At 68.3% G+C, this 11,887-nt stretch carries 10 protein-coding genes and 1 tRNA gene; all 11 read right to left on the reverse strand.

The features are described 5' to 3' along the window. Positions 1-61: 61 nt before the first annotated feature. Positions 62-137: transfer RNA gene (locus tag ACJ7C5_RS09585), tRNA-Gly, on the reverse strand. Positions 138-373: 236 nt separating this feature from the next. Then, positions 374-1,000: a CDP-diacylglycerol--glycerol-3-phosphate 3-phosphatidyltransferase gene (pgsA, locus tag ACJ7C5_RS09590; protein ID WP_012510614.1), complete on the reverse strand. Its 627-nt coding sequence runs from the start codon at positions 998-1,000 to the stop codon at positions 374-376. Positions 1,001-1,018: 18 nt separating this feature from the next. Then, positions 1,019-2,863, reverse strand: a complete 1,845-nt coding sequence (gene uvrC, locus ACJ7C5_RS09595) for an excinuclease ABC subunit UvrC (protein ID WP_412703752.1) — start codon at positions 2,861-2,863, stop codon at positions 1,019-1,021. After that, entirely contained in the window at positions 2,860-3,858 is a 999-nt protein-coding gene (locus tag ACJ7C5_RS09600) for an NHL repeat-containing protein (protein WP_412703753.1), read from the reverse strand. Before ACJ7C5_RS09600 ends, uvrC begins: the two co-directional genes overlap by 4 nt. Positions 3,859-4,268: 410 nt before the next feature. Then, entirely contained in the window at positions 4,269-4,757 is a 489-nt protein-coding gene (locus ACJ7C5_RS09605) for a low molecular weight protein-tyrosine-phosphatase (protein WP_412703754.1), read from the reverse strand. Beyond that, positions 4,754-5,527, reverse strand: a complete 774-nt coding sequence (gene kdsB / locus ACJ7C5_RS09610; protein ID WP_412703755.1) for a 3-deoxy-manno-octulosonate cytidylyltransferase — start codon at positions 5,525-5,527, stop codon at positions 4,754-4,756. Before kdsB ends, ACJ7C5_RS09605 begins: the two co-directional genes overlap by 4 nt. 74 nt (positions 5,528-5,601) lie before the next feature. Next, a complete protein-coding gene (lpxK, locus tag ACJ7C5_RS09615) occupies positions 5,602-6,621 on the reverse strand; it encodes a tetraacyldisaccharide 4'-kinase (protein ID WP_412703756.1) in 1,020 nt (339 codons plus the stop codon). Then, positions 6,621-8,369 (reverse strand): lipid A export permease/ATP-binding protein MsbA, encoded by a 1,749-nt coding sequence (gene msbA / locus ACJ7C5_RS09620; protein ID WP_412703757.1) that lies wholly within the window; start codon positions 8,367-8,369, stop codon positions 6,621-6,623. The genes lpxK and msbA overlap by 1 nt, the downstream gene beginning before the upstream one ends. Continuing rightward, on the reverse strand, positions 8,366-8,788 hold the full coding sequence (locus tag ACJ7C5_RS09625; RefSeq protein ID WP_004152323.1) for an ExbD/TolR family protein: 423 nt from the start codon (positions 8,786-8,788) through the stop codon (positions 8,366-8,368). The genes msbA and ACJ7C5_RS09625 overlap by 4 nt, the downstream gene beginning before the upstream one ends. A gap of 3 nt (positions 8,789-8,791) precedes the next feature. Next, on the reverse strand, positions 8,792-9,454 hold the full coding sequence (locus ACJ7C5_RS09630) for a MotA/TolQ/ExbB proton channel family protein (protein ID WP_412703758.1): 663 nt from the start codon (positions 9,452-9,454) through the stop codon (positions 8,792-8,794). A 3-nt stretch (positions 9,455-9,457) separates the two neighbouring features. After that, positions 9,458-11,857, reverse strand: coding sequence for a DNA internalization-related competence protein ComEC/Rec2 (locus ACJ7C5_RS09635; protein ID WP_412703759.1), 2,400 nt, complete (start codon positions 11,855-11,857; stop codon positions 9,458-9,460). Positions 11,858-11,887: the final 30 nt, after the last annotated feature.

An 11,887-nucleotide genomic window follows, 5' to 3' on the forward strand; every position in this document is an offset into this window, starting at 1 on the left:
CAATGAAGCGCGTTGGGCGCAAACGAAAAACGCCCCCTTCCGGGAGCGTTTTTCTTGAATCTGGAGCGGGAAACGAGACTCGAACTCGCGACCTCAACCTTGGCAAGGTTGCGCTCTACCAACTGAGCTATTCCCGCTTGGGAGGCGAAATTTTACCTATTCCAAGGATGGCGTCAAGCGCTTTTTTCAGGGCCTGCGAGGCGCCCAGCGCCACGTATCCACGCATGGCGTGGATCTACTACAGCATCTCTGCAAACCGATAGTTCCGTATCATCCGTGGATGCAGCATTTCCAGTAGATCCACGCCATGCGTGGATAGACGCATCGATGGGGTCAGAGCCCTTTCCTGCGGAAAGGGATCCGACCCCGGGGCTCAGTTGCCCAGCTTCTTCTGCCGCGCACGCTCGCGCGCCGCGCGCTCGTCATCGCGCAGGCTCGGCCAGGCGGCGTGCAGGTACTGCAGGCCCGACCACAGGGTCAGCACGGCGGCAATGGCCAGAGTCCAGTCGCCGATGTGGAACACCGGCCAGCCCATCCAGATGTCTTCCACCGGCACGTTCGGGGCCACCGAATACAGCAGGCACAGCAGCGCAACCATCTGCGCGGTGGTCTTGACCTTGCCGATCATCGCCACGCGTACCTTGGCGCGCTGGCCCAGCTCGGCCATCCACTCGCGCAGCGCCGACACCGCTATCTCGCGGCCGACAATGACCGCTGCCCAGAACGCCATCCACGGCGTCGGGTGGCCCTGCACGATCAGGAACAGCGCCACTGCCACCATCAGCTTGTCCGCGACCGGGTCGAGGAAGGCACCGAAGGCCGACTCCAGCTGGTAACGGCGAGCAATCCAGCCGTCGAGCCAGTCGGTGATCGCGGCCAGGCCGAAGATCGCCGCCGAAGCGAAGTTGGTCCAGGTGTAGGGCAGGTAGAACACCAGCACCAGCACCGGGATCATCACGATCCGCAACAAGGTCAGCCAGGTGGGCAGGGTCAACTTCATGCTTGCGTGCTTCTCTCTCTACTCGGCCGGATCAGGCGTGGCCAACCCGTGCAGGTTAGCGTAGATACGTGCCGCGAGGGCGTCATTGATGCCTTCCACCTTGGCGATTTCCGCTTCACCAGCGGCTTTCAGGCCTACAAGACCACCGAAATGCTTGAGCAGGCTGGCACGGCGGCGGGGGCCGATACCGGGAATGTCCTCCAGCTTGCTGGTCATCCGTGCCTTCTGGCGGCGACCGCGGTGGCCGGTGATGGCGAAGCGGTGCGCCTCGTCGCGCACCTGCTGGATGAACTGCAGCGCCGGATTGGCCGCGCCCGGGCGCAGTTCGCGACCATCGGGCATCACCAGCGCTTCGTGGCCGGCGCGGCGTTCCACGCCCTTGGCCACGCCCACCAGCAGCACGCCTTCCACGCCCAGGTCGGCCAGCGCGGCCTGCGCCTGAGCCAACTGGCCGGCGCCGCCGTCGATCAGCAGCACGTCCGGCAGCACACCCTGCTCTTCCACCGCACGGCGGAAACGGCGGTCGATGGCCTGGCGCATGGCGGCGTAGTCGTCGCCCGGCTCGATGCCGCTGATGTTGAAGCGGCGGTACTGCGCGCGCACCGGGCCGGCGGCGTCGAACACCACGCAAGAGGCGACGGTGGCCTCTCCCATCGTATGGCTGATATCGAAACATTCGACACGCTTGACCGGCTCGGCCAGGCCCAGCATGTCGCGCAGCGCATCGCTGCGCGCGTGCTGCGCGTTGCGGCTGTTGAGTTCGGTGGCCAGGGTCAGCTGCGCGTTGCGGCTGGCCAGCTCCACGTAGCCGGCGCGCTCGCCGCGCACATTCCACTTCAGTTGCACCTTGCGCTCGGCCGAGGCCGACAGCGCGGCGACCAGCAGGTCGGCGTCGGGAATCTCGCGATCCAGCAGGATCTCGCGCGGCGGCTCGAATTCGATGTAGTACTGCGAGACGAACGCGGCCAGCACTTCCTCCGGGCTTTCTTCGCCGTTGGTGCGCGGGAAGAACGGGCGGGTGCCGAGGTTGCGGCCATCACGGAAGGCCAGCAGCAGCACGCAGGCCTGCGAACCCTGCATGGCCACCGCCAGCACGTCGAGGTCCGCGGCGCGACCATCCACGTACTGGCGGGTCTGCATGCTGCGCAGTGAAGAAATCAGGTCGCGCAGACGCGCGGCCTGCTCGAACTCCAGCGCCTCGCTGGCGGCCTGCATCTGCTCGCCCAGCTCGCGGGTCAGCTCGTCGCTCTTGCCTTCCAGGAACAGCGCGGCGCGGCGCACCGATTCGGCGTACTCCGGCGCCGGCACCAGCTCCACGCACGGCGCACTGCAGCGGCCGATCTGGTACTGCAGGCACGGCCGCGAGCGGTTGCGGAACACGCTGTCCTCGCAGCTGCGCAGCTTGAACAGCTTGTGCATCAGGTTCAGCGTTTCACGCACCGCGGTGACGCCGGGATACGGCCCGAAATAGCGCCCGGGAATGGCACGCGGGCCGCGATGCAGCGCTATGCGCGGCCAGTCCTCGCGGGTCAGCAGCACATGCGGATAGGTCTTGTCGTCGCGCAGCGAGACGTTGTAACGCGGCGACAGCGACTTGATCAGCTGGTTTTCCAGCAGCAACGCCTCGGCTTCCGAGCGCGTCACGGTCACGTCCATGCGCGTGATCTGCGAGATCATCGACATGATCCGCGCGTTCTTCGGGCTGCCGTTGAAATAGCTACCGACACGGTTGCGCAGCGCGCGCGCCTTGCCCACGTACAGCAGGGTGTCGTCCGCAGCGTACATGCGGTACACGCCGGGGGCGGTGCTGAGCTGGGCCGCGAAGGCCTTGCCGTCGAAGACCGGAGCGGGAACGTCGGTCATTCGCTGATCGGCACTTCGCTGAGCACGCCGCTGTCGGGGTCGAATCGCAGCACGGCGTGGGCGTCGGTCTCGGCGATCCACACCGCTCCGGCGCCCACTGCCAACCCGGCCGGGCCATGCAGGCGGCGCGGCAGTGGCTGGGTGGTGAGTTCGCCACCACCCAGGCGCAGCGTGCGCAGGCGGCCGTTGCCGGTATCGGCAATCCACAGCAGCGGCGCATCCGCGCTCAATCCGATCGCCTGCGGGAACTGCAGGCTGGCCTGCGCGCGCGGGCCGTCTTCACTACCGAAGCGCCACGGTCCCTGCCCGACCAGCGTCTGCACCAGGTCGCCGCGCAGTTGCAGTGCACGGATCGAGGATCCCAATGCATCGGCCACGTACAGCACCTGCTGCACCACGGCCAGCGCGGTTGGCTGGGCAAAGGCAGCAAGATGGCCGCTGCCATCACGTTCATCGATGGATCCACTGCCGGCGCGCCATTGCAGGCTGCGCTGGCCCAGGTGGTAGCTCCAGATACGGTTGTCGCCGGCCATCGCGATGTGCAGCTGGTTGTCGGCGATGGCCAGGCCGACCGGATGGTCCAGCGAGACCTGCCGCGCCTGCGCGACCGGACCTTCCACCGGCGCACCGGGACGCCCGTTGCCACACAGCGTGTCGACGATGCCGGTCAGCAGGTTGATGCGGCGCACTGCGTGGTTGCCGGTGTCGGCGACGTACAGCGAATCGCGTTCCAGCACCAGCGCCTGCGGGCGGTGGAACGCCGCTTCGGCCAGGTTGCCGTCCATGAAATCAGCGGTGCCCAGCCCGAACTGGCGCAGGATGCGGCCGCCATGGCTGCATTCAAGGATGCGGTGATGGCCGCTGTCGGCGATGTACAGGCGTTCGGTACTGACCGCCAGGCCGAGCGGGAAGCGCAGCGCCTGTCGGGGTTCCGGGTGCAGTTCGCTGCCGCCGCGCGGCGGCGCCGACGGTGCGCCCTGGCACAGCGCGTTCAAGGCACGCTCCAGCTCACCGGGTACACCCTGCCCCACCAGCCGTTGCTGCTCGCGGCCCTGCGCATCCAGCAGCACCAGGGTTGGCCAGGCGGTGATGCCGAAGCGGCGCCAGCCGTCCCAGTCGGCATCGAGCAGCACGGGCATGGTCAGCCCCTGGCGACGCAACAGCTTCAGTGCGGCACCGGCGTCGCGTTCGAAGTCGAAGCGCGGCACCTGCAGCACCAGCGGCTGCAGCTTGCCGGGGTGGCGCGACAGCCATTGGCCGAATTCGGCCAGGCGTTGTGCGCTCCAGGCGGAGGCCGCGTTGACGAACAACAGCGCCACCGGCCGACCGCGCAGTTCGGTCAGGGTGCAGGGGGTGGCATTGAGCCAGGTGGCGAACTCGGGCAGGTCCGGGACGGGCTGGACGTTCATGGCCCGATTATGCCGGAGTCGGTGTCATGCAACAGTCGTGCCACGGCACGTTTTGCAGCATTGTCGACCAATGTCCAGACCTGTTCGAAATGATCACTGCCGCCGGTGTAGGGATCCGGGATCGCCATCGGGCCCTCTCCACCCGACCAGGGCAGGTAGAGTGCCAGGCGTTCGCGCTGGGCAGATGTGGCCAAGCGACCGGCATCACGCAGGTTGGCCTCGTCGGCGCACAGGATCCAGTCGAAGCGGTCGAAATCCGCGGCCTGCAGCTGGCGCGCACGCAGGCCGCCGATGTCCACACCGTGCCCGGCTGCGCAGGCGATCGCACGCCGGTCCGGCGGCTCGCCCACGTGCCAGTCGCCGGTGCCGGCCGAATCGACCTGCACCCGCCCGGCCAGCGGCGAGGCCTCCAGGCGTGCGCGCAACGCACCTTCGGCCATCGGCGAACGGCAGATGTTGCCGAGGCAGACGACCAGCAGCTTCATCGCGCGGCCATTGCCTGCAGCAACGCTTCGGCGCGCTCCAGGTCCTCGGGCGTGTCGATGCCCGGCGGGAACGGTTCGGGCGAGATCGCCACGCTGATCGGGAAGCCAGCTTCCAGCACGCGCAGCTGTTCCAGCGATTCGATCTGCTCCAGCTGACCCGGCGGCATTGCCGCGAACTGCTGCAGGAAGCCGGCACGGTAGCCGTAGATGCCGATATGGCGCAGCCAGTTGTGACCGGCCGGCAGCGTGTCGCGGCTGCGTGCGAAGCCATCGCGATGCCAGGCGATCGGCGCACGACTGAAGTACATCGCCTCGTTGCGCACATTGCGCACCAGCTTCACCACGTTCGGGTCGAACAGGGTGTGCGCGTCCTCGACGGTCGTGGCCAGGGTCGACATCGGCGCATTGCCTTCAACCAGCGCCTCGGCCACCGCGCCGATACCCGCCGCGGGGGCGAATGGTTCATCGCCCTGCAGATTGACCACCACGGTGTCGTCAGACCAGCCGGCGATGCGCGCGCACTCGGCCAGGCGGTCGGTGCCCGACGCATGTGAGGTCGCAGTCATCGCCACCTTCACTTCGGCCAGCCCGGACAGTGCGTCGGCGATGCGCTGGTCGTCAGTGGCAACCCAGACCTCGCCGGCACCGGCCTGCAGCGCGCGGCGCGCCACGTGCAACACCAGTGGCTCACCGCCCAACAGGCGCAGCGGCTTGCCCGGCAGCCGCGAGGCGGCATGGCGGGCCGGAATGGCGACTACGAATTCGGTCATGGGGCGGTACTCGGCAGGCTCGTTACAACGGGAATGCGGCCGGCGGCGCATGAATGCAAGCGCCGCCGCGCCACTCAGTTCGGTCGCAGCTTGTCCAGGCGGTCGGTCAGCGCCACCCAGAACGCGGCAGGCAGCTCGGCGCGCAGCGGGACCGCGTAGTGCCAGTCATTACCGAACGCACGGCATTTCACCGCGTCCTTTTCGGTCATCAGCACCGGCAGCTGGCTGCCAAAGGACAGGTCCTGCGGCTGATAGGCCTGATGGTCAGCGAAGGCATGCGGCACCACGCCGATGCCGCGCGCGCGCAGCATGTCGAAAAAGCGCTGCGGATGCGCGATACCGGCCACGGCGTGCACGCGCTGGCCCTTGAAGTACGACAGCGGACGGGCACGGCCTCCGGCCAGCGGTTGTGCGCTGTCGATGTGCAGGGCCATCGGCCACTGGCCGAAGCCGCAGGCCTGGGCGGCCGTTTCTTCATCGGCCTGGCCGAGATTCACCACACGGAAATCGCACTCGCTGGCGCGGCTGACCGGCTCACGCAGCGGCCCGGCCGGAATCATCCGGCCATTGCCGTAGCGGCGCTGCGCATCGACCACTTCGATTTCGATGTCGCGCGCCAGCCGATAGTGCTGCAGGCCGTCGTCGCAGACGATCACATCGCAACCGGCCTCGATCAGCGCCTTGCCGGCAGCAACGCGGTCACTGTCCACGCGCACCGGCACGCCGGTCTTCCAGGCGATCAGCACCGGTTCGTCACCGCCCTTGGCGGTCGGCGTATCGGCCTTCACCCACAGCGGTTTGTCGGCATCTTCGCGACCGTAGCCACGGCTGGCCACGCCCGGCTTCCAGCCAGCCGCGCGCAGGCGCTCGACCAGGGCGATGGTCAACGGCGTCTTGCCGGTGCCACCGGCGGTGATATTGCCAACCACGATGACCGGCACCGGCAGCGTGTAGTGCTTGCGCCAGCCACGCCGATAGGCCCGGCGGCGCAGCGCGGTGACGCCGGCATACAGCGGCGCCAGCAGGCGCATCGCCCACGGAACCGGGCTGCCGTCGTACCAGTACGGCGGGGTCTGGGTACCCTTGCCGACCATCAGTCCTGCCTTTCGCGGAACTGCATGCTGTGCAGATGCTGGTACAGGCCACCCATGGTGAGCAGCTCCTTGTGGGTACCGCGCTCGACGATGCGACCGTGGTCCATCACCAGCACCAGGTCGGCATGCTCGATGGTCGACAGGCGGTGCGCGATGACCAGCGTAGTGCGCTCGGGCATCAATCGCTGCAGCGCGTCCTGCACCAGACGCTCGGATTCGTTGTCGAGCGCCGCAGTGGCTTCATCGAGGATCAGGATCGGTGCGTCGCGCAGGATCGCGCGGGCGATGGCCAGGCGCTGGCGCTGGCCGCCGGACAGCAGCGCGCCGTTTTCGCCCACCGGGGTCTGCAGCTGCTGCGGCATGCGTGCGATGAATTCCCATGCATTGGCCGCCTCGGCCGCCGCGCGGATCTGCTCCTCACTGGCCTCCATGCCGTAAGCGATGTTGGCGGCGATGGTGTCATCGAACAGCATGACCTTCTGCCCCACCATCGCCACCTGGCGACGCAGGTCGGCCAGCGGATAATCATCCAGCGCCACGCCATCAAGGGTGATGCGTCCGCCACTGGGCTCGTAGAAGCGTGGCACCAGCCGGATCAGGCTGGTCTTGCCGCTGCCGGAGCGGCCGACGATGGCGGTGACCGTTCCGGGCTTGGCAACGAAGCTGATGTCGTCCAGCGCAATGCCACTGTCCTCGCGGTAACGCAGCATGACGTGGTCGAAGGCCAGTTCGCCACGCACGCGCTGCACCGTCTTGCGGCCCTCGTCGCGCTCCACCGGCATGTCGAGAATGCTGAACAGACGCTCGGCAGCCGCCACGCCGCGCGAGATCGAGGTCTGCACGCTGGTCAGACGACGCAGCGAAGGAATGATCGCCATCATCGAGGTCATCAGGCCCATGAACTGGCCCGCATTGAGACGACCGGCCAGCGCTTCGCGCGTAGACACCCAGACGATCACCGCCAGCGCCAGTGCGGCCAGGAACTGGACCACGCTGGACGCCGCGGCACGGGTGACTTCCACCTTCATGTTCAGCGACAGCATGCGGTTGGCCAGGCGCGAGTAGCGCGAGATCTCATGCTGCTGGGTGCCATGCACCTTCACTTCCTGCTGCGCGGCCAGCGACTGCTCGGCGGTCTGCGCCATCGAGCCCATGCCGTCCTGGATGCCCCGGCTGATGCGGCGGTAGCGTTTGCCCACGAAGGACACGATCACGCCGATCAGCGGCACCACCACCAGCATCGCCACGGTGACCTTGACGCTCATCTGCAGCATCACCGCCAGCATGGCGATGATGGTCAGGGTATCGGCCACCACGGTCTTGAGCGCGTCGGCGCTGGCCTGGGTGACCTGTTCGGTATCGAAGTTCAGGCGGCTGACCATCACCGGCGTCGCTTCGGTATCGAAATGCGAGGACGGCAGATGCAGGTACTTGGCCAGCACCTGTTCGCGCAGGTCGCGCACCACGCTGCGGCCGGTCTTGGCCAGCGCATAGTCGCTCACCCAGGTGGCGACGCTGCGCATCAGGAACAGGCCGAGGATGGTCAGCGGCAGTACCACGGCCGCGCGCGGCTGCGGATCAACGAAGCCTTCGTTGACCAGCGGCTCCATCAACTTGGTGAAGTGATAGCCGGCCAGGGCTTCGACCGCCATGGCGATGACCGCAGCCACCATGAACACCAAGTAGGCACGGGTGTACCCCAGCAGACGTTTGTAGATCGGCCACACCGGCGCGTGATTGGAACTCATGGACGCACCTCGGGTGCTGTTGCAATGGCAATACGGCGGAAGCCGAGCTGGCCCAGCGCATCCTGCGCGGTCACCACGGCCTGGTAGGGAGTGCGCGCGTCGGCACGCAGCAGCACGGTCTGCTCGCGATCGCTGCCGGCCACGGCGGCGATGGTCTGCTTGACCGACTCGACGTCGCTGCGCAGTACTTCCTGGTCATTGATGAAGTAGCGGCCTTCGGCATTGATCAGCACGCTGAGCGAACGCGGCGGCTCGTTGGTCTGCTGCTGGCTGGCGGTCGGCAGCTGCACCTGCAGCGTCGAACGCGCATCGAAGGTGGTGGTGACCACAAAGAAGATGATCAGCACCAGAATGACGTCGATCAGCGGCACCAGATCGATATGCGGCTCATCCTGGGATCGGTCGTTGCCGATACGCATCGATCAGGCCTTCGCCGTGGCGGCGCCGGCCGGACGCGCGGCCGGGCCCGGGTTCATCACCCCGGGGCGGCCGTCGAGCGTATCCAGCAGCGCGCTGGCTTCCTGCTCCATTTCCACCACGTAGCCGTGGATGCGGCCCTTGAAGTAGCGATGGAACATCAGCGCCGGGATGGCCACGATCATGCCGGTGGCGGTGCACACCAGCGCCTTGCCGATGCCGCCGGCCAGCTGGTTCACGTCGCCCACGCCGTGGTCGAGGATGCCCAGGAACATCTGGATCATGCCGATGACCGTGCCGAGCAGACCCAGCAGCGGGCCGGCCGAGGCGATGGTGCCCAGCGCGTTCAGGAAACGCTCCATGCGGTGCACCAGGTGGCGGCCGGTGTCTTCAATGCGTTCGCGGATCTGGTCGCGCGGGCGGTTGCGCGCTTCCAGTGCGGCGGCCAGCAGCGCGCCCAGCGGCGAGTTGGTACGCAGGGTCTGCAGGTGTGCCGGATCAAGCTTGCCGCGCGCAGCCCAGTTGCGCACTTCCTGGCCGAGGCCGGGCGGCAGCACTTCAGTTCGCCGCAGGGACCAGAAACGCTCCAGGATGATCGCCAAAGCCAGTACGCCCAACAGCAGCAGCGGCACCATCGGCCAGCCACCGGCCTTGACCAGTTCCCACACGTTTCAACCCTCCGGCCCAATGGCCGCTTGTTCGATCGGCGATAGGATAGCAGCCGACCGCGCCCGCCCAGCGGCATCCCACCACCGGGATGCGTGGATACGCTGTTCACGCAGCTGCAGCCCTTGTGCACCAAGCCATACGCGGATCGCCCCGGAGTCGGCCGTGGCCAGCACTTCCGCCCCCTGCGCCTGCCAGCGCTGGACCACGTCCTGGCGTGGATGGCCGAAGCGGTTGCGGTGCCCGGCCGAGACCACCGCCAACCGTGGCGCCACGGCGGCCACCCACGGCGCGCTGGAGCTGCCACCGCTGCCATGATGCGGCACCAGCACCACATCCGCCTTCAATGCCGCCGGAGACGCGTGCAACAGCACCTGCTCGGCCGGGCGGCCGATGTCGCCCGGCAGCAGGACCACGCCATGACGGCTGGCGACGCGCAGCACGCAGCTGTCTTCATTCTCGGCCTGCCGGCTACCCGGTGCCGGGTGCAGCACCTGGAAGTCGACACCATCCCACTGCCAGCGCATGCCCTGCTGGCACGGCCGGGCCCCGCCGATGGCGCTGCCGGGCGGCGCCATCAGCTGCAGCCCAGGCAATTGCCGGCGCAGGCTCGGCAGGCTGCCGGTGTGGTCCAGATGGTCATGGCTGAGCATCGCCTGCTGCGGCGGCCCCTGCCCCAGCGCACGCAACACCGGCACCAGGATCCGCTCATTGCCATCGCCTCCGGTCGGCGGCCCCACGTCGTACCAGAGTGCGTGCCGCGCCGTGCGCAGCAACACCGCGGTGCCCTGGCCAACATCGTGCACCAGCAGCTCCAGTTCCCCTTCGGCCGGTGCATGCCGGGCGGGCCACAACAGAGGCAGGCACAGCAGCAGGCCCGCCAGGCCACCGCCGGCGCCGCGTGGCAGCAGCCACCAGAACACCCCCAGCAACGCCGCCGGTACTGCCCAGCGCGGCGCCTCGGCCAGCCACCACATCGCCTGCGGGTGCAGCGCAAGTGGCTGCAGGGCCTGCCAACTGAGCTCGAACAGCCAGGCAGCGGCACGCCAGGCCCAGCGCCCGGCGCCGTCATGCAGCGCGTGCAGGCCGGTACCCAGCAGCGACAACGGCACCACCAGCAGCGTCCACCATGGAATGATCGGCAGATTGACCAGCGGGCCCAAGCGCGCGGTGCCGCCGAACAAGGCCACGCATAGCGGCAGCAGGCCGAGGCTGGCCACACCCTGCGCAGCAAGGAAGCCGCGCAGGCCACCGCCGACGCCCTCCGGCCCGGTCCGCGGCAGGCACCACAGCAGCCACAGCACGCCACCAAAGCTGAGCCAGAACCCGGCCGACAACACCGATAGCGGCGCCGGCAGCAGCATCACCATCGCGGCCAGGGCCAGCCCCTGCCCCGCACCTACCGGGCGACGTCCGGCACGGGCCAGTGCCACCAGCCCGATCATCAGCGCCGCGCGCACCGTTGGCAGCGCGCCGCCGGCCGCCACCGCGTAGGCGGCTGCGGCCAGCGCCGCACCCCACGCCGCCGCCTGCGGCCGGGGCCAGTACCGTCCCAGCAGCGGACACAACCACCACGACAAGCGGCACAGCAGTACGCCGAAGCCAGCCACCACACCCACGTGAAACCCGGAAATCGCGACCAGATGGGTCAGGCCCAGCGCGCGCAGGTGCTCCCAGTCGGCATCGGACAGTCCGCGAGTGTCGCCCAGTGCCAAAGCCTGCACGAATCGCGCGGCAGGATGTGCCACCTGCGTGGCGATGGCGTCACTGCTGCGCTCGCGCCAGGCTGGCAGGCCCTGCGCGGGCACGCGCTCATGTGCAGCGCCCGGGTCGCGCACCGTTCCATTGCCGGAAATACCTCGCAGCAATGCATGGCGTTCGCCATCGAAGCCACCCGGATTGATCCGCGAGCGTGGCGCACGCACGCGCAACGACAACTGCCAATGCGATCCCGCACGAACCGCATGACGTCCGCCCTCGGCCTCGTGCGCTGACGATCTGCGCCACGGGTCGTTCCAGGTGATCTGCAGGCGCCTGCCACGCAACGCTGGCAAGGTATCGGCCTCATCCACGTGCAACACGAAACGCGTGTAGCCGGGCCCGCTCTGCGGAAGATCAGCCACCCGCCCGCGCACCTGCACATCCTGCGGCGGCGCGCCGGGTGGCAGCTGGCCGTGCAGGGCCCAGTGCCCGTGCAATGTTGCCCATGCCAGGCCGAGCACGATCGCAGCCCAGGTGCGGCCGCGCCAGCGCAGCAGCCAGCCCGCGCCACCGGCAACCGCCATCGGCACGCTCAGCCACAGCGGCAGCAGCGCCGGCATCTGCACACAGGCCAGCGCGCCCAGCACCAGACCGGCGGCGCAGCCGGGGCCGAACAGGGCCGGTGCGGAACGTTCGGAAACCATTCCACCAGCCTGCCGCCAGGCGTAACAGGC

The sequence above is a fragment of the Nocardiopsis yanglingensis genome, from assembly GCF_045809185.1.
Taxonomy (GTDB): domain Bacteria; phylum Pseudomonadota; class Gammaproteobacteria; order Xanthomonadales; family Xanthomonadaceae; genus Stenotrophomonas; species Stenotrophomonas yanglingensis.

Coding starts and splice junctions, on each gene's coding strand:
- pgsA (WP_012510614.1), bottom strand. CDS start 1,000: ATGAAGTTGACCCTGCCCACCTGGCTGACCTTGTTGCGGATCGTGATG.
- uvrC (WP_412703752.1), bottom strand. CDS start 2,863: ATGACCGACGTTCCCGCTCCGGTCTTCGACGGCAAGGCCTTCGCGGCC.
- ACJ7C5_RS09605 (WP_412703754.1), bottom strand. CDS start 4,757: ATGAAGCTGCTGGTCGTCTGCCTCGGCAACATCTGCCGTTCGCCGATG.
- kdsB (WP_412703755.1), bottom strand. CDS start 5,527: ATGACCGAATTCGTAGTCGCCATTCCGGCCCGCCATGCCGCCTCGCGG.
- lpxK (WP_412703756.1), bottom strand. CDS start 6,621: ATGGTCGGCAAGGGTACCCAGACCCCGCCGTACTGGTACGACGGCAGC.
- msbA (WP_412703757.1), bottom strand. CDS start 8,369: ATGAGTTCCAATCACGCGCCGGTGTGGCCGATCTACAAACGTCTGCTG.
- ACJ7C5_RS09625 (WP_004152323.1), bottom strand. CDS start 8,788: ATGCGTATCGGCAACGACCGATCCCAGGATGAGCCGCATATCGATCTG.
- ACJ7C5_RS09635 (WP_412703759.1), bottom strand. CDS start 11,857: ATGGTTTCCGAACGTTCCGCACCGGCCCTGTTCGGCCCCGGCTGCGCC.